The following is a 19,856-nucleotide window of genomic DNA, read 5'->3' as shown; positions in this document are numbered from 1 at the left end:
GGACTTAGTCAGGACAGGGCTGTCAGGCTTTTACCTTGACGTAGCGGCCTGGCGCCGGTTCGATTTCCTTGAACTTGCGCGTGCTGCCCGGCTTGCGGGCCGCGATGAGCTTGCCGCTGCGCGCCTTGAGCCAGTCGATCCAGTGCGGCCACCAGCTCCCTGCCTGCTCAGTCGCGCCTTCCATCCAGTCATCGCTGGTGGAGGCCTGCGAATCGTTGGTCCAGAAGCTGCGCTTCTTCTTGGCCGCCGGATTGACCACACCGGCGATGTGACCGGATGCGCCCAGCACAAAGGTGGTGTCACCGCCCAGCAGGCGGCGCCCGAGGTAGGAGGTCTGCCAGGGCACGATGTGGTCCTCGCGGGCCGCCATGAAATAGGCCGGCACCTTGATGCTGGTGAGGTCGACCTTCTCGCCCAGAATCTCCAGCTTGCCCGGAATGCGCAGGTTGTTCTCCAGATACATGTTGCGCAGGTACCAAGCGCCGAAGGGACCCGGCATGTTGGTGGAGTCCGAGTTCCAGTACAGCAGGTCGAAGGCCGGCGGCTTGTTGCCCTTGAGGTAGTTGTCGACCACGTAGTTCCAGATCAGGTCGTTGGGACGCAGGCTGGAAAACACGTTGGCCAGTTCGCGCCCCGGCATCAAGCCGCCTTTGCCGATGGTGGCCTCGCGTGCGGCCACGCTCTGCTCGTCCACATAGCAGGCGATGTCGCCGGTCTCGGTGAAGTCCAGCAGGGTGGTCAGGAAGGTGATGCTCTCCACCGGGTCCTCGCCGCGCGCCGCCGCCACGGCCAACGCACTGGCCACCAGCGTGCCGCCGATGCAGAAGCCCAGGATGTTGGGCTTCGGGTCCTTGGTGATTTCACTGACGACCGACAAGGCCTCCAGCACGCCGGAACCGACGTAATCATCCCAAGTCAGCGTCGACTGCTCGGCCTGTGGGTTGACCCAGGACACCAGGAACACCGTGAAGCCCTGCTCCACGATGTAGCGCACATAGGAGTTTTCCTTCTGCAGGTCCAGGATGTAGTACTTGTTGATACAGGGCGGCACGATCAGCAGCGGCTTGTCGCACACCTTCTCGGTCTGCGGCGTGTACTGGATGAGTTGCATGACCGCGTTCTCGTACACCACCGCGCCGGGCGTGGTGGCGAGATTGACGCCGACCTCGAAGGCCGTGTCATCGGTCATCGAGATGCGCCCCTTCTCCATGTCGGCGATCAGGTTCATCACGCCCTGGGTGATGCTCTCGCCCTTGGTCTCCAGCGCACGCTTGACGAACTCGGGATTGGTCGCGGCAAAGTTCGACGGCGAAAGCGCGTCGATGTACTGGCGGGTGAAGAACTGCAGTTTGCTCTTGGCTGCACGGTCGGTGATCGGCAAGGCCTCGGCCACCGAATTCAGGAAGCGCGCATTGATCAGGTAGGCCTGGCGGATGTAGTCATACACCGGACTCTCGGACCACTCCGGCGCATTGAAGCGGCGATCGCCGGGGGCGGGCTGCACCACCGGCTCGATGGACTGCTCGGGCTTGCGGCCCAGCATGGTCTGCCACAGCTTGGCATGCATCTCCAGGTGCTCGCGCTGCAAGTTGGCCAGCCGCTCGGCATCCGGCGCCAGGGTGGGCGCGATGGCCGCCGGCGTGACACCCGCCACGCCGGGCATCTTGTTCATGTGCTGGAAGAAGCCCTGCATGAGGCTCTGGCCGGCTTTGACAAACTGTTCGAAACCTTGGGGTGTGGTGGGATCGGAAGGCGCAGTCATCTTGTTGTCACCATGGATGGAAAGGTTTGTGCTGAACCGGCAGCAGACTCCGTGCCAGTTGCTTCTATGAGGCTGCGTGCTGATTTTTGCACTGCACAAATGCGCCGTCAAGCAATCGCCTGCACCACAATGACGGCCACTCCAGGGCCCCACTCGCGCATGCACATCATCTCTCTCGGCTGGCTTTTCGTCGCCCTCATGATCGCCGTCGGGCAGCCCTCGCCGGTGGCGGGCCTGCTCAGCTTCATCGGCTGGGGGCCGCTGCCACTGCTGTTGTTTTGGTATCTGTTCGGGCGCCGCCGCCCACGCCAGGCGCGGCCCCCGCTCAGCGAAGACGACTGATCAAGTCCTGCAGGTCGTCCGCCAGCGGCACACTCCAGCTCATCTCCTGCCCGGTGGCGGGATGCACCAGGCCAAGCCGGAATGCATGCAGGGCCTGGCGCGCGAACCCGCTCGCCGCCGCCAGGCTGCGGCGCCCGCCATAGACCGGGTCGCCAACCAAGGGGTGTCCCAGATGCGCCATATGCACCCGTATCTGGTGCGTGCGTCCGGTCTCCAGCCGGCACTCGACCCAGGTCGCGCCTTGCAGGCGCTCGACCACGCGGAAGTGGGTCCGCGCCGGGCGCCCGTCCTGCACCACGGCCATGCGGGTGCGCTGGGTCGGATGACGGCCGATCGGCGCATCGACGGTACCGGCAGCGGCCGGCTCACCCATGACCACGGCGGCGTAATGGCGCGACACGCTGCGCGCCTGCAGTTGCCGCACCAAATCGGTCTGCGCAGTGAGGGTGCGCGCCACCACCATCAGACCCGAGGTCTCCTTGTCGAGGCGATGCACGATCCCGGCGCGCGGCAGTTCGCGCAGACGCCCATCGTGGTGCAGCAGCGCATTGAGGAGCGTGCCGGACCAGTTGCCGCTGCCCGGATGAACCACCAGCCCCGCCGGCTTGTCGATGACAATGAGGCTGGCGTCCTCGTACACAATGGACAGCGGGATCGCCTCGGGCTCGAAGGCCAGGGCCTGCGGCGCGGCCACCGGCATCACTGCCAAGCGGTCGCCCTCGGCCACGCGCTGCTTGGGATCGTCCAGCACCCGCGCCTCGCGGCTTACACGGCCGGCGCGGATCCAGTCCTGCAGGCGGCTGCGCGAGTGCTGCGGCAGCAGGCGGGCGAGTGCGGCGTCCAGGCGCATGCCGGCCAGACTGGCGTCGACACAGAGTTCGGCGCAGTCCTCCTCGACCGATTCGCTATAATCCTCGGACTCTTCAGCAGGTGGTGTTGGTATGTTCAAGCTCACGAAACGTAGTCTACCGGTAGTCCTCGCGCTGTGCCTCGCGGCCTGCGGCTCGGATCCCAAGCTCCCCGACGAGGGCACGCCGCCGGCCAAGCTCTACGCCGACGCCAAGGAAGCCCTCGATTCCGGCAACTACGAGGACGCAATCAAGAAGTACGAGTTGCTGGAATCGCGCTTCCCCTACGGCAGCTACGCCCAGCAGGCCCAGTTGGACATCGCCTATGGCTACTTCCGGCAGCCCGACATCGCCTCGGCCATCGCGGCCTGCGACCGCTTCATCAAGCAGTACCCGAACCATCCCAACGTCGACTACGCGTACTACTTGAAGGGTCTGGCCAACTTCAACGCCGACGCCGGCGGCATCCTGGCGCTGGTCGACGAAGACCTGGCCGAGCGCGACCAGAAGGCCGCGCGCGACTCCTTCAACATCTTCCGCGACCTGATCACCCGCTTCCCCGAGAGCCGCTACGTGCCGGACGCGCGCGCCAAGATGGAGCATTTGGTCAACGCCATGGCGCGCCACGAGGTGCTGGTGGCGAACTACTACATGAAGCGGCGCGCGCCGGTGGCGGCCGCCAACCGCGCCAAGCAGGTGGTGCTGAACTACCCGAACTCCGCCTCGCTGGAAGAGGCCTTGTCGATCATGGTTCGCGCCTATGACCAGTTGGGCCTCGTCACCCTGCGCGACGACGCCCGCCGCGTACTCGAAAAGAGCTTCCCCAACAGCCGTTTCCTCGCCCCGGCCAAGGGCTGAGCATGCTCGCACTGGACCAGTTGCTGCTCTTCGTGCCGATCGCGCTGCTGGTGACGGCCACGCCGGGACCGGACAATCTGGTTGTACTGGCCCTCGGCATGGCGCGCGGGCGTGCCGCCAGTCTTGGCTTTGGCCTGGGCTGCGCGGCCGGTTGCCTCAACCACACCTTGCTCGCGGTGATCGGCGTATCGGCCCTGATCGCCGCCTCGCCCACCGCCTTCGCGCTGATGCAGTATGCCGGCGCGGCCTACCTGATCTGGATCGGCCTGCGCAGCCTGCGTCACGCCGGCAGCAGCCAGCCACTCCTCGACACTCAGGGTACGGCCAGCGCGGGCGACTTCTGGCGGCATTTCCGGCGCGGCCTGCTGGCCAACGCGATCAACCCCAAGGTCGCCCTGTTCTTCCTCGCCTTCCTGCCCCAGTTTGTCCGCCCCGAGCAGGGCGGACCGGGCGGGCAGCTCGCGCTGCTGGGGCTCGTGTTCACCGCCTGTGCCGCGCTCCTGTTCAGCCTGCTGGCCCTCGGTGCAGCGCGCGCCGGTGGCGTGCTGCGTGCACGCCCCGCCATCGGACGTGCGCTCGACAAAACCACTGGCCTGCTTTTCCTGGGTCTCGGACTGCGCCTCGCTCTGGGCGATCTGGCACGCGTGCGCTGACCCTTCCCTCTTCGCTTCAAGACTGGACCATGCAGATCCACCACCAGATTCATTCGTTGCGCGCTGCGCTGCTCGGGGCTGGCCGGGTGGCCTTCGTTCCCACCATGGGCAATCTGCATGCCGGGCACATCGACCTCATGCGTCGCGCCCGCACGCACGCCGACGTGGTGGTCGCGAGCATCTTCGTCAACCGTCTGCAGTTCGGGCCGCATGAGGACTTCGACCGCTACCCGCGCACCCTGGAGGCGGATTGCGCCCAGCTTGCCGCCGCTGGTGTGGACCACCTGTTCGCTCCTGACGAAGCCGAGTTGTACCCGCAGCCGCAGACCTATCAGGTACAGCCCGACCCGGCCCATGACAGCATCCTCGAAGGCGCTGCCCGCCCCGGCCACTTCCGTGGCGTGGCCACGGTGGTCGCCAAGCTGTTCAACATCGTCCAGCCGGCGGTGGCGCTGTTCGGCAAGAAGGACTATCAACAACTGATGGTGATCCGCAACATGGTCAGCCAACTGGCCCTGCCGATCGAGATCGTGGGCGTGGATACGGTGCGCGCCGAAGACGGGCTCGCCCTCTCCTCGCGCAACGGTTACCTCAGTGCAGAGGAGCGCGCCGAAGCACCGCGCCTGGCGCGCCTGCTGCGCGACATCGCACAGGCGGTGGAGGGCGGCCGGCGGGATTTCGCCGTGCTGGAGCAGGCGGTTGTGACTGAACTTCAGGCCCATGGCTGGCAGCCCGATTATGTGGCGATCCGCCGCCGCACGGACCTGCAGCCGGCACAGGACGACGCAGCACTCGTGGTACTGGCTGCCGCACGTCTGGGCCGGACGCGCCTGATCGACAATCTGGAGATCGGCCCGCGTTAATTTGTTATCGCTTGGCGTACGCAGAGGCTGGCACACGCCGCGCCACTGATTTGTAATGGGGCCCAGCCACCCCTCACCACAGCCCGATCCGGCCACGACCCATGCTCATGCCACGCAGACTGATCGCCCTCCTCCTGGGAATGGCGCTCGTCCTGCCGCTGTCTGGTATGGCAGAACCCGCGCCAACGGGCGTGCTGAGCTACCACCTCGGCGACATCACGACGCAACGCCAGCCGATCGACCCCGACCTGGCCGATCCCGAACGCCTCCGCCTGCTGCTGTCCGACGGCCTCGCCCCGCTTCCCCGCGCGACTCCGCTGCTGGCCACGCCCCAGGTGTCCGCGCCCTTGCCCAAGGAGGTGGTGGAAGAGGAGGCCCCGGCCACGCCCGCCGGCCTGCTCATCGCCCAGCTCGCCCTGGCGCTGTGCGGGCTAGGCCTCATCCTGCATGAGTTGCAAAGCTGGCCCCGCCTGTGGCGCGGCCTGCGCCAGCGCCACCATGCGGCGGCCATCACCACCGCCGACTGGCCCGAACTGAGCATCGTGTTCCCGCCCGGCCACCCGCCGGAAGTGCTGGCCCAGCGCATCCACGCCCTGCTCCATTCGGGCTACCCGGCCCCGCGTCTGCACTTCCTGCCGATCTCCAGCTCGACCCAGCCGATCCTGCGCGATGACATCGCGCGCTACCTCGCCCTGCCGCCCGCACGCATCGTGCCGGTCAGCACCGGTGGTCGCCTGCATGACGCATTGGCCATGTTGCGCGCCGCCTTCGTGCATGCCCCGACCGATTTGCTGGTGGTGGTCGATCCGACCCGCCCCTTGCTGCCGGACCAGCTCAAGCAGGCGGTCGCGCCTTTCCTCGATCCCGCCGTCGGCGCCATCCAGGGCACGCGCCACGGGCGCGCTCCGGCGACCACCCTGTCCCGCCTGCTCGATCTCGCGCGCCACGCCCAGGTCGCGCAGCACGACGCCTGCAGCCACACCCGGCTGCTGCCCGGCGCCACCGTGTTGGGCCTGCGCCGCCGCGCCGCGCTCGACTGCGGTGATCCACAGAACGATGCCTCGGCCGAAGTGGAATTCGTCGCGCGGCTCGCCGCGCGTGGCTGGCATACCGCGATGCAGACGGCCTTCAGCGACATGCGGCCAAGCCCCCAGCGCTGGGACGAATACCTGCGCCGGGTTCGCCTGGGCAGCCATGCCGAAGGTGGCCCCGCCCGCCTGCCACTGCTTTCCCTGCTGTGGCTGGGCGGCATTGCGCTGTCGATCCTGCTCTATCTGGTGGGCGAGCCTGTCCTGGCTGGCCTGGGTCTGCTGGTGTGCGCCTTCCACAGTTTCGATGCGACGGGCGAGGCCACCAGCCTGCTGCGCCTGCTGGTTCCGGCACGCGCGCGACGCCAGCCCCAGCAACTCGCCTTGTTGCCCCTGATGCCCCTGCTACACGCCCTGGCCGCCGCCCATGCGGTACTCGCCTGGGGCGCCGGCTTGTTGCCGCGCAGTAGCCGCGCACGCGCGCAATTGCTGGCCGCAACGCACCAGGAAACGCTCACGTGAACGCCCTCAGCCATCTCGCCTTCCTGGCCCTCGGGCTGGGCCTGCTGGGCCTGCCGCTGGCCGGCATGCTGCGCGCGCTGTGGCGCCCGCGCCCGCTGGCGGAACACCCGGACCTGCCACTGCAGACCGTGGCCCTGGCCGGCATCGCACGCTTCAAGGAGAACCTGGCGCAGGAATTCGGCTCCCTGCTCGCCCTGGTGCGCGAGGACGAGGCCATCCGCGGCTCCTCCAAGCGCGGCGTGCCCTTCCTGATGCTGGGCGGCAAGCGCTACCTGACCGAGCAACTGCCGCCCTCGGCCCGGGTACTGCGCCAGTGGGTGGTGGCCGCGCGCCACCTGGACATTCCCGGCGAACTGGCCTGCGAGCGCCCCCTGCATGCGGAGGCCCGGCTCAGCCTGGCGCACAACGCCAGCGTGCGCACCGCCCACGCCGGACGCGAGATCGTGATCGGGCCGCGCGCCCGGGTGCGCCAGTGGGCCAGTGCGGGCCTGCGCGTGGAGGCGGCCGAGGGCGCGGTGCTGCACGGTCTTGTCAGCGCCGGGCGCGAGATCGTGCTGGCGCGCCAGGTCCGCTTCACCCACCTCGACGCGCCGCGCATCCAGTTCGGCCGCAGCCTCCCGCGCGCACCAGCCGAGTCGCGCAGCCGGCTGGAGATGGATCCGCCGCCGCACGTCGACGTCCGCCAGGGCGTGTGGCATGTGCGTGGCGACCTGCATGTGCCGGCCAGTTGCGTGATCGTGGCCGACCTGCTGATCCGGGGGCGCCTGGTGCTGGGCAAGCACAGCCTGGTGCAAGGCCATGTGCATGCCGATGGGGCGGTGCACATGGACGTGGATGCACGTATCGAAGGCGCCTTGTTCAGCAAGGAAGACATTGCGCTGGGCGAGGGGTGTCGCGTACTGGGTCCGCTGCAGGCGGGCGGCCGCCTGGGCCTGGATGCCTGCAGCGTGGTCGGCAGCCCGCAGGCGCCCACCACCGTATCGGCCCAACGCCTGCTGTGTGCCGAGTCGGCCCAGGTGCATGGGGCGGTGCATGCGCGCCACAGCGGCGAGGTGCTGCTCGACGTGCGGGACCGGCCATGAAGCGCGAGGCGGCTGAACTGCTGTCGCGCACCTTCTCGACCCGCGCCCCCGCCCGCAAGGCGCGGTGGCGCCTGCGCGGCCACACCCAGCGCCGGCTCGGCCTGGGCCTTTCCTTCGCCCTGCTGTACGCCGTGCTATGCCTGCTGCAGCCCGCGCTGAACCGGCTGACGGTGAGCAGCAGCGCCTTCTGGCTGAGCAGTCTGGAGTTGGAGGCACGCGCCGGCCTGCAGATGCTGGCGGTGGCAGGCTGGCAGGTGAATCTACCGGTGATCCACGCCGCCACGACGGGGAGCCCCCCGGGCCTGCTGTGGCATGTCCTGCTGCTGGGCGCGCTGGGCGCGCTGGTGCGGCGCTTGTTCCACCGGCGTCCGTCGGCGGCCTGGGCGCTGTGCGGCGTGCTGGCGGTGCACGGGCTGAGCGTGCTGGCCACGGCCGCCGGCGCAGGCGCGCAGCTCACCCTGAGTTCGCACACGCTGGCGATCAGCGCCTGCACGCAGTTGCTCCTGCTGTGCGCGCCACTGGTACTGGTTTTCGGCTTCTTCGTGCTGGAGCCCTCTTGGCCGCGCCGCCTGCTGGCGAGTGCCCTGTTGCTGAGCTACCTGATGATGGCCGGCGCGCTGAAGCTGGTGAGCCACGCCTGGCTGGCCGAGTTGGGCGGACCGGTCATGCTGCCCACGCTGTTCATCCTGTTCGGGCCGGCCTTCGACGTGCTGGCCCTGGCCGGCATCCTGAGCAGCCTGCTCGCCATGCCGCCGCAACTGCACCCTGCGCGCAACGTGGCCGAGCCTCACTGACCACGGCTCCGCCTGAAGCAAAAAAGGCCGGCCCCGGGCAAACCGGGCCGGCCTTTCTTGTGGGCGACGGGTCTTACATCACGGCGCCGATGGACCAGGGCAGGAACTCGTCCTGGCCATAGCCCAGCACCTCGCTGCGCGTCTTCTCGCCCGAGGCGTAGGCCACGATGGCATCGAAGATACGCTGGCTGACGACCTGCATCGGCACGCCCTCGATCATGTCGCCACAATTCACGTCCATGTCGTCGCGCTGGCGCTCCCACAGGGCGTTGTTGGTGGCGAACTTGATCGTCGGCACGGCGGCGCAGCCGAAGGCCGAGCCACGCCCGGTCGTGAAACAGATGAGCTGCGCGCCGCCGGCCGCCTGGCCGGTGGCCGACACCGGGTCGTAGCCCGGGGTGTCCATGTACACGAAGCCCTTGGCGGTGACCGGCTCGGCGTATTCGTACACCGCCTCCAGCGTGGTCGTGCCGCCCTTGGCGACCGCCCCCAGGGATTTTTCGAGGATGGTGGTCAGGCCGCCGGCCTTGTTGCCGACCGAGGGGTTGTTGTCCATCTCGCCGCCGTTGCGCTGGGTGTAGTCCTTCCACCAGGCGATGCGACCGAGCAGCTTCTCGGCCACTTCGGGCGTCGCCGCACGGCGTGTCAGCAGGTGCTCGGCACCGTAGATCTCGGGCGTCTCGGACAGGATGGCGGTGGCGCCATGCGCCACCAGCATGTCGACTGCGCCACCCAGGGCCGGGTTGGCAGTGATGCCGGAGTAGCCGTCGGAGCCGCCGCAGTTCAGGCCCACGATCAGGTGACTCAGCGGCGCCGGCTTGCGCTCGAACTTATTCACGCCGTCCAGCATGCCGGCCACGCATTCGATGCCGGCGCGGATGGCGGCCGAGGTGCCGCCCAGGTCCTGGATGTTCACGCTCTTGAGCATGCCCGGCTCCAGCCCGTTCATGCCTTCGACCAGCGCCGACACCTGGGCCATCTCGCAGCCCAGGCCCACCATCAGCACGCCCGCCACGTTGGGGTGCAGGGCGTAGCCGCGGATGGTCCGCTGCAATACCTGCATGCCCTCGCCGGCGGAGTTCATGCCGCAGCCCAGCGGATGCACCAGGCCGACGACGCCGTCAATGTTAGGCCAGGCGGCCAGGCGCTCGCGATTGAAATGGTTGGAGATGCTGCGCACCACGGTCGCCGAGCAGTTCACCGAGGCGATCACCGCGATGTAGTTGCGCGTGCCGACCTTGCCGTTGCGCCGGTGGTAACCCATGAAGGTGGCCGGTTCAGCCAGCTTGGGCGGATCGAACTTCGCGGTGCCGATCTCATGCTTGCGCTCGAATTCGCCCATGCCCAGGTTCTGCACGTGGACGTGCTCGCCGGCCGCGATGTCGGCCTTGGCGAAGCCGATGACCTGGTTGTAGCGGCGCACGGCTTCACCTTGCTTGATGTCGTGCGCGGCGACCTTGTGGCCCGGGGGAACCAGCGAGCGCACGGCGAGGTTTTCGGCCTCCAGGCGCGTGCCCGGCATCAGTTGGGCGGTGGCGATGACGACATCGTCGTTGGGATGCAGGCGGATGAAGATCGGGGTAGCCATGTGTCTTGCCTCCGCGGACCGTCTGGCTGACGGCCCGGCTTATTTGGGTAGGGATGTAGACCGGCCGCCGGGGCCGGTCGTTCAGCTCAGAGCAGTTCTTCCAGCGCCTGCTTGACGCCCACGGCCTTGATGCGCGCCAACGCGGCAGCGGCCTGCTCGCTGAGGCCCGGCACGGCGTTGAGGTCTTCGCCCCACAGGCGGGCATCGCCCAGCACGCTGCGCACCAGCGCGGGCGTGTCCTGCTTGGCAGCCCAGGCACGCCAGGCTTCGGCCAGCACCGTCAGCACCTCGGCGTTGTCCTTGATCGGGTAGCTCTGGCCGCCGCGCGTGCCGACATACTCACCCTTGTCGGTATAGCTGCCGCTGTAGAAGTTCAGCAACGCGGCCAGCGAGAAGGACAGCAGCTTGGGCGCCTTGCCCTGGGCCTTGGCGAAATCCTTGACCGTGGGCAGCACGCGCACCTGCCACTTCGACACCGAGTTCAGCGCGATCGAGATCAGCTCGTGGCGGATGTAGGGGTTGGCGAAGCGCTCCATGATGGTGTTCGCATAGGCCTTGCGCTCCGCGTCGGGCAGCGGCACGCAGGGCACGATCTCGTCGAACATCAGGGTGCGCAGGTACTTGGAGACGACCGGGTCGTCGATCATCGCCTGCACGGTATCCAGCCCGGCGCTGTAGGACGCCAGGGCCGAGGCGGTGTGCGCGCCATTGAGGATGCGCACCTTGCGCGTGCGGTAGGGCTGCAGATCATTGGTCCACACCACGTCCAGCCCCGCCTTGTGCAACGGGAACTCGTCGGCGATGGCCTGCGGCCCTTCGATGACCCACAGGTGGAAGGGCTCGGCGGCCACCATCAGCGGGTCTTCCACGCCCAGATCGACGAACAGCTTGTCGGCTTCGTTGGCGGGATAGCCCGGCACGATGCGATCGACCAGGGTGTTCAGGAAGTGGTTGTGCTGCTCGATCCAGGCCGCAAACTCGGCCGGCAGGGCCCAGGCCTTGGCGTGCTGCAGCACGATGCGACGCAGGTTCGTGCCGTTGGCTTCGATCAGCTCGCAGGGCAGGAACACCAGACCGGTAGCGGCGCTGCCGCCTAGCTTCTGGAACCGCGCCCACAGCAGCGCGGCGACCTTGGCCGGGAAACTCTGCGGGCAGACGCCATTGACCAGGGCCTCTTCGACGTGCGCGATGCCCGCTTCGGTGGTGTTGGACACGACGAAGCGCAGGCTGGGATCGGCGGCACAGGCCAGCATCGCATCCCACTGCGCATAGGGGTTCAGCGATTCGCCCACGCAGGTCACGATGCGCTTGGCTTCGCTCGGCTTGCCGTCCTGCAGGCCACGCAGCAGCACGGTGTAGAGACCGTCCTGCGCATTCAGCTTGTCAGCGATGCCGCGATCCAGCGGCTGCGCGATGGTGACCTTGGCGTTGAGCACACCGGCGCCGTTGGCCACGTCGATCATCCAGTCGGCGAAAGCGCGAAGGAAGTTGCCATCGCCCACCTGCAACACGCGCACCGGCGGCTTGGTCGAGGGCTGGGTGTTGAAATCGGCGCGGATCTTGGCGCCGGCCAGGCTTGCGCGGTTCAGTGCTGCCACGGAGGTCTCCTTGTGTTTTGCCAGGCGCGGCTGCCCACCAGACAGACCTCACGCCTGACAAATTCGCGTTGATTTGGCAATTTTAGGCCAATTTGCCTGACAACTCAATTGCGCCACGGCCCGCCGGTTTGTGCCCGGTCAACCGAAGAAAAAGACCGGCATCGCCTCGCGCGGGATGATCGCGCCCGGGTACTGCACCACGATAGACGCCAGCTTGTTGCCGTAGCGTGCCGCCACTTCCGGTGCCTGGCCCGAGAGGCGCGCGGCCAGGTAGCCACCGGCGAAGGAGTCCCCCGCGCCGGTGGTGTCCACCACCTTGGAGACGCGGAAGGTCGGCACCATGATCGGGTCCATGCCGCGGATGCGGATCAGGGTCGGGTCGGCGCCACGCTTCACCACCACTTCGTCCGGCGCCAGCGAGTAGGCGTGGCTCAGCGCCGATTCCTCGTCCAGGCCGTACAGGGCGGCATTGTCTTCCAGGGTGATCAGGGCCAGGTCGGCACTGGCGAAGGCGCGGTCATACCACTCCGTGGTGCGCGGATCCCCACGCCACACGCGCGGCCGGTAATTGTTGTCGAAGAACACCTTGCCGCCCCGCGCACGCAGGCGCTCGGACAGGCGGAACAGGGTCTCGCGGCCGGAATCCGGCAGCACCGCCAGGCTGATGCCGCTGAAATAGAGCACGTCGAGTTCGTCGATGTGCTGCTCCAGCAGGCTGTCGTGGTCCTGCCCGACGAAGAAGTCCTTGGCGGCACTCATGTCGCGCCAGTAGTAGAAGGTGCGCTCGCCCTTGTCGTCGACCTGGATCGTGTAGAGGCCGGGCATCTTGCCCTCGACGCGACGCACCATGCAGGTGTCGATCCCCTCCTCTTCCCACGCCGACACCATGGCGTCGCTGAACGCGTCGGTGCCCAGTTGCGTGGCATAGGCCACCTGGATGCCCGCATCCGCACCCAGGCGCGCCAGGTAGACCGCGGTGTTGAGGGTGTCACCGCCAAAGGTTTGCTGCATGGTGCCGAACATCTGGCCCCGCAACTCGATCATGCATTCGCCGAACAGCGCGATACGACACTTCGTTTCCATGGATGGGATTTGCCTTTTTTGTGTTTCGCCGCGACCGCAGTGTGCCTCAGTCGCCGGCAACAGGGGAGCGTCAATGATAGTCAAAGCGTGCCCGGCGGTTGCGGCAGCGCCGCAGGCCGGCTCCGCCGCGCTGACTTGGATCAAGCCCTGCCGCCGCCGCACCGGCCACCGCAGCGCGACAGAAATCACGCGCAGCTTTGGTTTTAGGTTCAAACAAAGTTACCGGGGCATGGCAAGTGAGTGTCCTTGTGTTAAAAAGTTTAAAGCCGCCTCTGGCAAGGGTCGTAAAAGATTGAGCCTCAACGAAAGTAATAGAAGTTGAAGCTCGGCATAGAGCGCGGCAGGAGACAAGCCATCACGCAACAGATGATGGATACACAACGATAAGACACGAGATTTCACGACGATGAAGACAGTGTTGTCTGTCATCAACAACGAGGCGAGCCCGCGCAAGACGGAGCCCCTCTCGGCGCAGGACTGCGTGGCCGTCGTGCTGACGCAGCCGGCCTTTCCCATTGCCGCCACCACCCTGGCCAGCACGCTGGCCCATGCCCTGGGTGCGGACCATGTCTGCATCGGCCTGCTCAAGGGCCCGGCGATGCGCCTGGTGGCCTGGTCCGACACCGCCGACGTGCGCGAGGAGCTGGGCGTGGTGCGCCTGGTCACCTCCGCCATGGAGGAAGCGGCTGACCAGCACTGCAGCCTGCGCTACCCGCTGCCGCCCGAGGACCCGCCGCGCATCACGCTGATGCATGCCGAGCTGTCGGGCCAGGGCTTCGGCGGCGCACTGCTGACCATTCCCCTGTCCGACCGCCAGCAGGTCACCGGCGCACTCACCCTGGCGCGCAAGCGCCCGTGGAGCGGCGAGGAGCGCGACATGCTGGAGGGCCTGGCCGGCGCCATCGGCCCGGCCTTGCGCCTGCGCCAGCGCGCCGACGAGAGCCTGCCGGCCCATCTGCGGCGCAGCCTGCGTGACTTCGTGGCACGCCTGCGCGGCCCGGGAGCGCTCGGCACCAAGCTGGTCACCGGTGGCGTGCTGCTGCTCGCCGCCTTCGCGCTGTTGGTTCCGGTGGCCGACACGGTGAAGGCACCCGCGCGGCTGGAAGGCGTGATCCAACGCAGCATCACCGCCCCCGCCGACAGTTTCATCCAGGACGTGCTGACCCGCCCCGGCGCCCAGGTCAAGACCGGCCAGGTCCTGCTGACCCTGAAGGACACCGACCTGCGCAACGAGCACCTGCGCCTGGAAGGCGAACTGGCCCGTTTCCGTGGCGAACAGGCCGAGGCCTTCGCGCGCCAGGACCGCGCCCAGATGGTCATCGCCCAGTCCAAGGTGGAAGAGGTCTCCGCCCAGCTCGCCCTGGTGGCCGACCAACTGGCGCGTACCCGCCTGGTCGCGCCCTTTGACGGCATCATCATTCGCGGCGACCTGCAGCAGCACGCCGGCGCGCCGGTCAAGCGCGGCGACGTGCTGATGGTGCTGGCACCGGCCGCCGATTACCGCTTGGCGCTACAGGTCGATGAGCGCGAGGTGGCGCGCCTGCAGCCGGGCCATCTGGGCGAGGTCGCCTTCGCTGCCCTGCCCGGCGAGCGCTTCCCGATCCGCATCGAGCGCCTCACCCCGGTGGCCAGCCTCAAGGACGGCCGCAACAGTTTCGAGGTGGAGGCCAGCCTGCAACGCAAGGCCGCCGGCCTGCGGCCCGGCCTGGAAGGCTTCGCCCACATTCAGGACGGGCAACGCCCGCTGGGCCTGATCTGGGCCCGTCGCGTCATCGACTGGGCCAGCTTCAAGCTGTGGACCTGGTTCGGCTGAGCGAGGTGGCATGAGCGACTCGCTGTTCAGCCCCTACTGGTACCGCGCGGCGGGCCTGCATCCGCGCCTGGTCAGCACCATCCAGGTGGCGCGCCAGACCTTCCGCGGCGAGCACTGGCACGTCCTGTCCAACCCGGCGACGGGACGCCAGTTCCGCGTCAACAGCATCGCCTACCAGTTGGTCGGCCGCCTCGACGGCCGCCTCACGGTGCAGGAGATCTGGGACCTGCTGGTGCGCGAACTGGGCAACGACGCGCCCACCCAACACGAGGTGCTGTCGGTGCTGTCCGAGCTGGCCGCCGCCGGCATGCTGCACAGCGAGACCGCGCAAGACCTCGGCGCCGTGTTCGAAGCAACGCGTCGGCGCCGCGGCCGCCCCGGCAAGCAACAGAGCCTGCTGGGCTTCCGCGTGAGCCTGTTCGACCCCACGCGGCTGCTCGACGCCCTGCTGCCGCTGGCCACGCCCCTGCTGCGACCACGCATGCTGTTCGCCTGGAGCCTGCTGGTCGCGACCGCCCTGCTCGTCGCCGGTATGCACGCGGCCGAACTGGGCGCCTATGCGCGCAGCCACCTGGCGAGCCCACGCATGCTGCTGCTGGGCTGGTTCCTGTATCCCTTGATCAAGGCCCTGCACGAGCTGGGGCATGGCCTGGCGGTGCGCCGCTGGGGCGGCGAGGTGCGCGAGATGGGGGTGGCCGTGTTCCTGGTCATCCCCGTGCCCTACGTCGACGCCTCGGCCGCTTCCGGCTTCTCCAGCAAGTACCGCCGCATGGTGGTGAGCAGCATGGGCATCCTGGTCGAGACCACGCTCGCCGCGCTGGCCCTGTTCGTGTGGCTGCAGCTCAGCGACGGCTGGCTGCGCCAGGCCGCCTTCGCCTGCATGCTGATCGGCGGCCTGTCCACACTGCTGGTCAACGCCAACCCGCTGATGCGCTTCGACGGCTACTACGTGTTGATGGACTGGCTGGAGATGCCCGGCCTCGCCACCCGCGCCGACGCCTGGCTGCGCTACCTGGGCGAGCGCTGGGTACTGGGCAACCGCAAGCTGCGCAGCCCACCGGGCAGCGAGCACAGCCGCCTGCTGCTGAGCGGCTTCGGCCTCGCCTCGCTGGCATACCGCCTGCTGCTGCTGGCCAGCATGACGCTGTGGCTGGCCGCCCAGCAACTGGCCCTGGGCCTGGCCCTGGGGGCCTGGCTGCTGCTGCGCTTCCTGCTGCAGCCGCTGTGGCGCCTGCTGCGCCTAGTGTTCCAGCACCCGCGCATGGCACCGATCCGCCTGCGCGCGGCCGGCAGCGTCAGCGTGCTGCTGCTGGCCGTACTGGGCTTCGCCTGCGCCTACCCGCTGCCTCAGGTCACCCGCGCCATGGGCCTGGTCTGGCTGCCCGACGAGGCCCGCGTGCGCAGCGAGGTCGATGGCTTCGTGAGCGAGGTGCGGGTGGGTGAGGGCCAGCTCGTCAAGCGCGGCGACGTGTTGCTGGTGTTGGAGAACCCCGAGCTGGAAGCGCGCCGGGCACAGATCGCCAGCCGCCTGGCGAGCAAACAGCAGGCCTACCAGGCCGCCCTGCTGACTCAGCCCGCCACCGCGGTGGCCCTGGGTGAAACCCTGGAGGCCCTGCACGCCCAACTGCTCGACGCCGAGCGCGAGCTGGGCCGCCTGGTATTGCGCGCGCCGGTGGACGGCCGTGTCGGCCTGGGCGCCGCGCGCGACCTGCCGGGGCACTACTTCCCGCGCGGCAGCGTGGTGGTGAACGTGCTCAACCCACGCCAGGCCACGGTACGCCTGGCACTGCCACAGACCGAGGTGGACCTGTTGCGCCAGCCGGCACGCAGCATCGTGGTGCGCACCGCCGAGGCGCCGCAGCGCGACCTGGCCGCGCGCCTCGCCGCACAGGAACCCGCCGCCAGTTATGACCTGCCCAGCGCCGTACTGGGCGAGCACGGCGGCGGCCCCTTTGCCACCGATCCGGCCGACGCCAACGGACTGCGCACGCTGGAGCCCTTCTTCATCGTCGATCTGGAACTGCCCGGCCAGCCGCTCGAACGCATCGGCAGCCGCGCCTGGGTACGCCTGGAGTTCCCGCCGCAACCCCTGGCGCAGCAGTGGCTGCGTGCGCTGCGCCAGCTCCTGAGTGCGCCGCTGGACAGTGCCGTCCGGCCGGGGACCACGCTATGACCGGCCTGCGTCGCGCGCCCCTGCCGATGCCCGGCGTGGTGCTGGGGCCTTACCCCCAGCGCACGACGGGCGAATCGGAAGGCCACCGGCTGGCCGGCCTGCGCGCCCTGCTGGATGCCCTGCCGAGCAGCCAGCGCCGGTTGCAAGGCCAACTGGCGCTGGCGGCGCGACGGGTGCAGGAACACGTGGGCCGTCTGGCACCGCTGAGCGAGCCGACGGTACTGGCCCAGTTGCACACGGTGCGCGCCGAGCTGGCGCGCGACGGTCTGCGCTCGGCCGCCGCCGAGCGCTGCCTGGCCATGGTGCTGGTCAGCCTGCGTCACGCCGGGGGGCCGGCGCTGCGCCCCAACCAGATCATGGCGGCCCTGGCCGTGTTGCGCGGCCTGCTGGCCGAAGTGCCCACCGGCGAGGGCAAGACCCTGGCCACCGCGGTGGCGGCCTGCGTCGCCGCGCTGGCCGGCATCCCGGTGCATGTGGTGACCAGCAACGACTACCTGGCCGGCCGCGACGCCGCCCTGCTGTTGCCGCTGGCGCATCGCCTGGGCCTCAGCGTGGCCGCGCTGGAGGCGGGCATGAGCCCACAGGCGCGGCGCCGCGCCTATGCCTGCAGCATTGCGTATAGCAGTGCCAAGGAGCTGGTGTTCGACTACCTGCGAGACGGCCTGCAGCCTTCCCCGCAATCGCTGACCGAGAGCCCGCTCTCCGGTCGCGTGCTGCGCGGCCTGTGCATGGCCATCGTGGACGAGGCGGACAGCGTGCTGATCGACGAGGCGATCACGCCCTTCATCCTGTCCGAGACCTACGCCGAACCCGAGCAACTGGCGGCCTGTACCCACGCCCTGCGCTGCGCGGGCACGCTGCGTGCCGGCTTCGACTTCCGCCTCGATGCGCGCAATGGCAGCGTGGAGCTGAGCGAATCCGCACACCAGGAAATCGCCGCCAACGTCGGCGGTGGCGCCGGAGCGCTGTGGGCGATTCCGCGCTATCGCCGCGAGATGGTGGAGCTGGCGATCCGCGCCCTGCACCTGCTGCGCCGCGACGAGCACTACCTGGTGCGCGAAGGCAAGGTCCACATCATCGACAACCACAGCGGGCGCATCGCAAGCGGACGCGCCTGGTCGCGCGGCCTGCACCAGATGGTGGAACTGAAGGAGCGTTGCGCCCCCACGCCTGCCACCCGCGTGCGGGCACAGATCACCTTCCAGCAGTTCTTCACCCGCTACCTGCACCTGGGGGGCATGAGCGGCACCCTGGTGGAAGCGCGGCGCGAGTTGCTCGACAGCTACGGCCTGCATGTGCTGCCGATCCCGACCGGCCGGCCGGGCGGCCTGCAGGTCGCGCCACCGCAGGTCTTCGTCGGCGCCGCCGCACGCTGGGAGGCGGTCATCGCGGAGATCCGCCGGCACCATGCGGCGGGCCTGCCAGTACTGGTGGGCACCGACTCGGTCCGCGAGTCCGAGCGCCTGGCCACCCTGCTGACCCGCGCCGGCCTGGCGCATCGCGTGCTCAATGCGCGCCAGGACCAGGAGGAAGCGCGGCTCATCGCGGCCGCCGGCGAGCCGGGCAGCATCACGGTGACCACTAACATGGCCGGGCGCGGCACCGACATCCTGATCGCCCCCGAGGTCGCCCGCAGCGGCGGGCTGCAGGTCGTGTCCTGCCAGCACAACAGCGCCCGCCGCATCGACCGCCAGTTGTTCGGTCGCGCCGGCCGCCTTGGCCAGCCGGGCGGTGCGAGGACCATTCTGTCGCTGGAAGAAGGCCTGCTGGGACGCTACCTTCCGCCCGGCCTCCGCCGCCTGCTGGCGGTATTTTCAAGCTCGTCCGGACGCCTGCCGATAGTCATGGGATCAGCCTTGGTGCGGGGTACGCAGTGGCTGGAAGAAGGCCGCGCCGCCCGTGCCCGCCGTGCCCTGCGCGACCGCGAACGGCAGCAGCGCAGCCAGCCCTCCTTTGGTACCCGGCCCGAATAACCTGAACCGAGAACACATGTTCATGACCCGCCCGTTCCTCCTCTTCCTCGCCCTGCTCGCCGTGCCAGCCCTGGCCGCCGACCCGCCGACCGCCCCCTCCAATGCCTGGAAGGCCGGCAGCGCCCGTCCGGACGTGCTGGGCTGCCTGCTCACCCCCACCGCAGAAGTGGATGTCGGCAGCCCGGTGGTCGGGGTGCTCGCCAAGGTGCTGGTGGATCGCGGCGACGCGGTCAAGAAGGGCCAGGTGCTGGCCCAACTCGTCGACGACGTGGAGCGTGCCTCGGTGGCTGCCGCCTCGCAGCGTTTCGAGAACCGCGCCGACGTGGCCGCCGCCAAGGCCGCCTACGAGTTCGCGCAGAAGAAGGCGGATCGCGCCGAGGAACTGCTGGCCAAGAATTTCATCTCGCCCCAGGCGCGCGACCAGGCCGTGTCGGAGGCCAAGGTGGCCGCGATGCGCTACGCCCAGGCGCAGGAGCAGCGCGTGGTGGCGCGCGAGGAGATGGGTGTGGCGCGTGCCCAGCTCGGGCTGCGCACCATCGTCGCGCCCTTCGGCGGGGTGGTGGTGGAGCGCTACCTCCAGGCCGGCGCCCGGGTGGAGGACAAGCCGGTGGTGAAGTTGGCGCAGATCGACCCCTTGCGGGTGGAGGTGGTCGCCCCCGCCGCCCGCTTCGGCCAGATCAAGGCCGGCATGAACGCGCGCGTGACGCCGGAGCTGGCGGGCGCGCAGGAGACGTCGGCCCGCGTGGCCCGTGTGGACGCGGTGGTTGATGCCGCCAGCAACACCTTCCGCATCCGCCTCGAGTTGCCCAACCCGGGCGGCCAGATCCCCTCCGGTCTGCGCTGCCAGGTGCAGTTCGAGCAGCCCTGAACGGACAT

At 68.8% G+C, this 19,856-nt stretch carries 16 protein-coding genes; 11 read left to right on the top strand and 5 right to left on the bottom strand.

All coding sequences use genetic code 11. The annotated features are described in order from the left end of the window. Positions 1-22 precede the first annotated feature (22 nt). Positions 23-1,762 (bottom strand): PHA/PHB synthase family protein, encoded by a 1,740-nt coding sequence (locus NMB43_RS05420; RefSeq protein WP_494351137.1) that lies wholly within the window; start codon positions 1,760-1,762, stop codon positions 23-25. Between the two features lie 159 nt (positions 1,763-1,921). On the opposite strand from NMB43_RS05420, the gene NMB43_RS05415 reads away from it, so the two are divergent. Next, positions 1,922-2,104 (top strand): hypothetical protein, encoded by a 183-nt coding sequence (locus NMB43_RS05415; protein ID WP_494351136.1) that lies wholly within the window; start codon positions 1,922-1,924, stop codon positions 2,102-2,104. On the opposite strand, the gene rluD is transcribed toward NMB43_RS05415, so the two are convergent. Next, complete coding sequence (gene rluD / locus NMB43_RS05410) at positions 2,088-3,059, bottom strand: 23S rRNA pseudouridine(1911/1915/1917) synthase RluD (protein WP_494351135.1); 972 nt, start codon at positions 3,057-3,059, stop codon at positions 2,088-2,090. The two genes, NMB43_RS05415 and rluD, sit on opposite strands and share 17 nt — an antisense overlap. Here rluD and NMB43_RS05405 point away from each other — a divergent pair. From NMB43_RS05405 to NMB43_RS05380, 6 genes are all read left to right on the top strand, one after another. Then, positions 3,046-3,810, top strand: a complete 765-nt coding sequence (locus NMB43_RS05405; protein WP_494351134.1) for an outer membrane protein assembly factor BamD — start codon at positions 3,046-3,048, stop codon at positions 3,808-3,810. The genes rluD and NMB43_RS05405 overlap by 14 nt on opposite strands. Before the next feature lie 2 nt (positions 3,811-3,812). Beyond that, the gene (locus NMB43_RS05400) at positions 3,813-4,463 is read left to right on the top strand and encodes a LysE family translocator (RefSeq protein ID WP_494351133.1); all 651 of its coding nucleotides are present in this window, start codon (positions 3,813-3,815) and stop codon (positions 4,461-4,463) included. Positions 4,464-4,492: 29 nt separating this feature from the next. After that, positions 4,493-5,326 carry a pantoate--beta-alanine ligase gene (panC, locus tag NMB43_RS05395; RefSeq protein WP_494351132.1) on the top strand — a complete coding sequence of 278 codons (834 nt, stop codon included), beginning with the start codon at positions 4,493-4,495 and terminating at the stop codon, positions 5,324-5,326. A gap of 107 nt (positions 5,327-5,433) precedes the next feature. Beyond that, positions 5,434-6,876 (top strand): glycosyltransferase, encoded by a 1,443-nt coding sequence (locus NMB43_RS05390; protein ID WP_494351131.1) that lies wholly within the window; start codon positions 5,434-5,436, stop codon positions 6,874-6,876. Further along, positions 6,873-7,958, top strand: a complete 1,086-nt coding sequence (locus NMB43_RS05385; protein WP_494351130.1) for a bactofilin family protein — start codon at positions 6,873-6,875, stop codon at positions 7,956-7,958. The genes NMB43_RS05390 and NMB43_RS05385 overlap by 4 nt, the downstream gene beginning before the upstream one ends. Beyond that, the gene (locus NMB43_RS05380) at positions 7,955-8,752 is read left to right on the top strand and encodes a hypothetical protein (protein WP_494351129.1); all 798 of its coding nucleotides are present in this window, start codon (positions 7,955-7,957) and stop codon (positions 8,750-8,752) included. The genes NMB43_RS05385 and NMB43_RS05380 overlap by 4 nt, the downstream gene beginning before the upstream one ends. Positions 8,753-8,825: 73 nt before the next feature. Here NMB43_RS05380 and NMB43_RS05375 read toward each other — a convergent pair whose 3' ends face one another. The 3 genes from NMB43_RS05375 to NMB43_RS05365 all read right to left on the bottom strand — a co-directional run bounded on the left by NMB43_RS05375 (position 8,826) and on the right by NMB43_RS05365 (position 13,021). Next, entirely contained in the window at positions 8,826-10,340 is a 1,515-nt protein-coding gene (locus NMB43_RS05375) for a UxaA family hydrolase (protein WP_494351128.1), read from the bottom strand. A gap of 86 nt (positions 10,341-10,426) precedes the next feature. Further along, the gene (locus tag NMB43_RS05370) at positions 10,427-11,938 is read right to left on the bottom strand and encodes a tagaturonate reductase (RefSeq protein ID WP_494351127.1); all 1,512 of its coding nucleotides are present in this window, start codon (positions 11,936-11,938) and stop codon (positions 10,427-10,429) included. A 138-nt stretch (positions 11,939-12,076) separates the two neighbouring features. Next, positions 12,077-13,021: a sugar kinase gene (locus NMB43_RS05365; RefSeq protein WP_494351126.1), complete on the bottom strand. Its 945-nt coding sequence runs from the start codon at positions 13,019-13,021 to the stop codon at positions 12,077-12,079. A 406-nt stretch (positions 13,022-13,427) separates the two neighbouring features. Here NMB43_RS05365 and NMB43_RS05360 point away from each other — a divergent pair, with 406 nt between their 5' ends. Genes NMB43_RS05360 through NMB43_RS05345 form a run of 4 tightly spaced genes read left to right on the top strand, consistent with a single transcriptional unit; the run spans position 13,428 to position 19,848 of the window. Continuing rightward, complete coding sequence (locus tag NMB43_RS05360) at positions 13,428-14,834, top strand: GAF domain-containing protein (protein WP_494351125.1); 1,407 nt, start codon at positions 13,428-13,430, stop codon at positions 14,832-14,834. Positions 14,835-14,844: 10 nt separating this feature from the next. Continuing rightward, on the top strand, positions 14,845-17,007 hold the full coding sequence (locus NMB43_RS05355) for a PqqD family peptide modification chaperone (protein ID WP_494351124.1): 2,163 nt from the start codon (positions 14,845-14,847) through the stop codon (positions 17,005-17,007). Next, complete coding sequence (locus tag NMB43_RS05350; protein ID WP_494351123.1) at positions 17,004-18,980, top strand: preprotein translocase subunit SecA; 1,977 nt, start codon at positions 17,004-17,006, stop codon at positions 18,978-18,980. The genes NMB43_RS05355 and NMB43_RS05350 overlap by 4 nt, the downstream gene beginning before the upstream one ends. 16 nt (positions 18,981-18,996) lie before the next feature. Next, a complete protein-coding gene (locus NMB43_RS05345; RefSeq protein WP_494351122.1) occupies positions 18,997-19,848 on the top strand; it encodes an efflux RND transporter periplasmic adaptor subunit in 852 nt (283 codons plus the stop codon). Positions 19,849-19,856 lie beyond the last annotated feature (8 nt).

The sequence above is a fragment of the Uliginosibacterium sangjuense genome, assembly GCF_059132465.1.
This window is presented reverse-complemented; position numbering and strand designations above follow the sequence as displayed.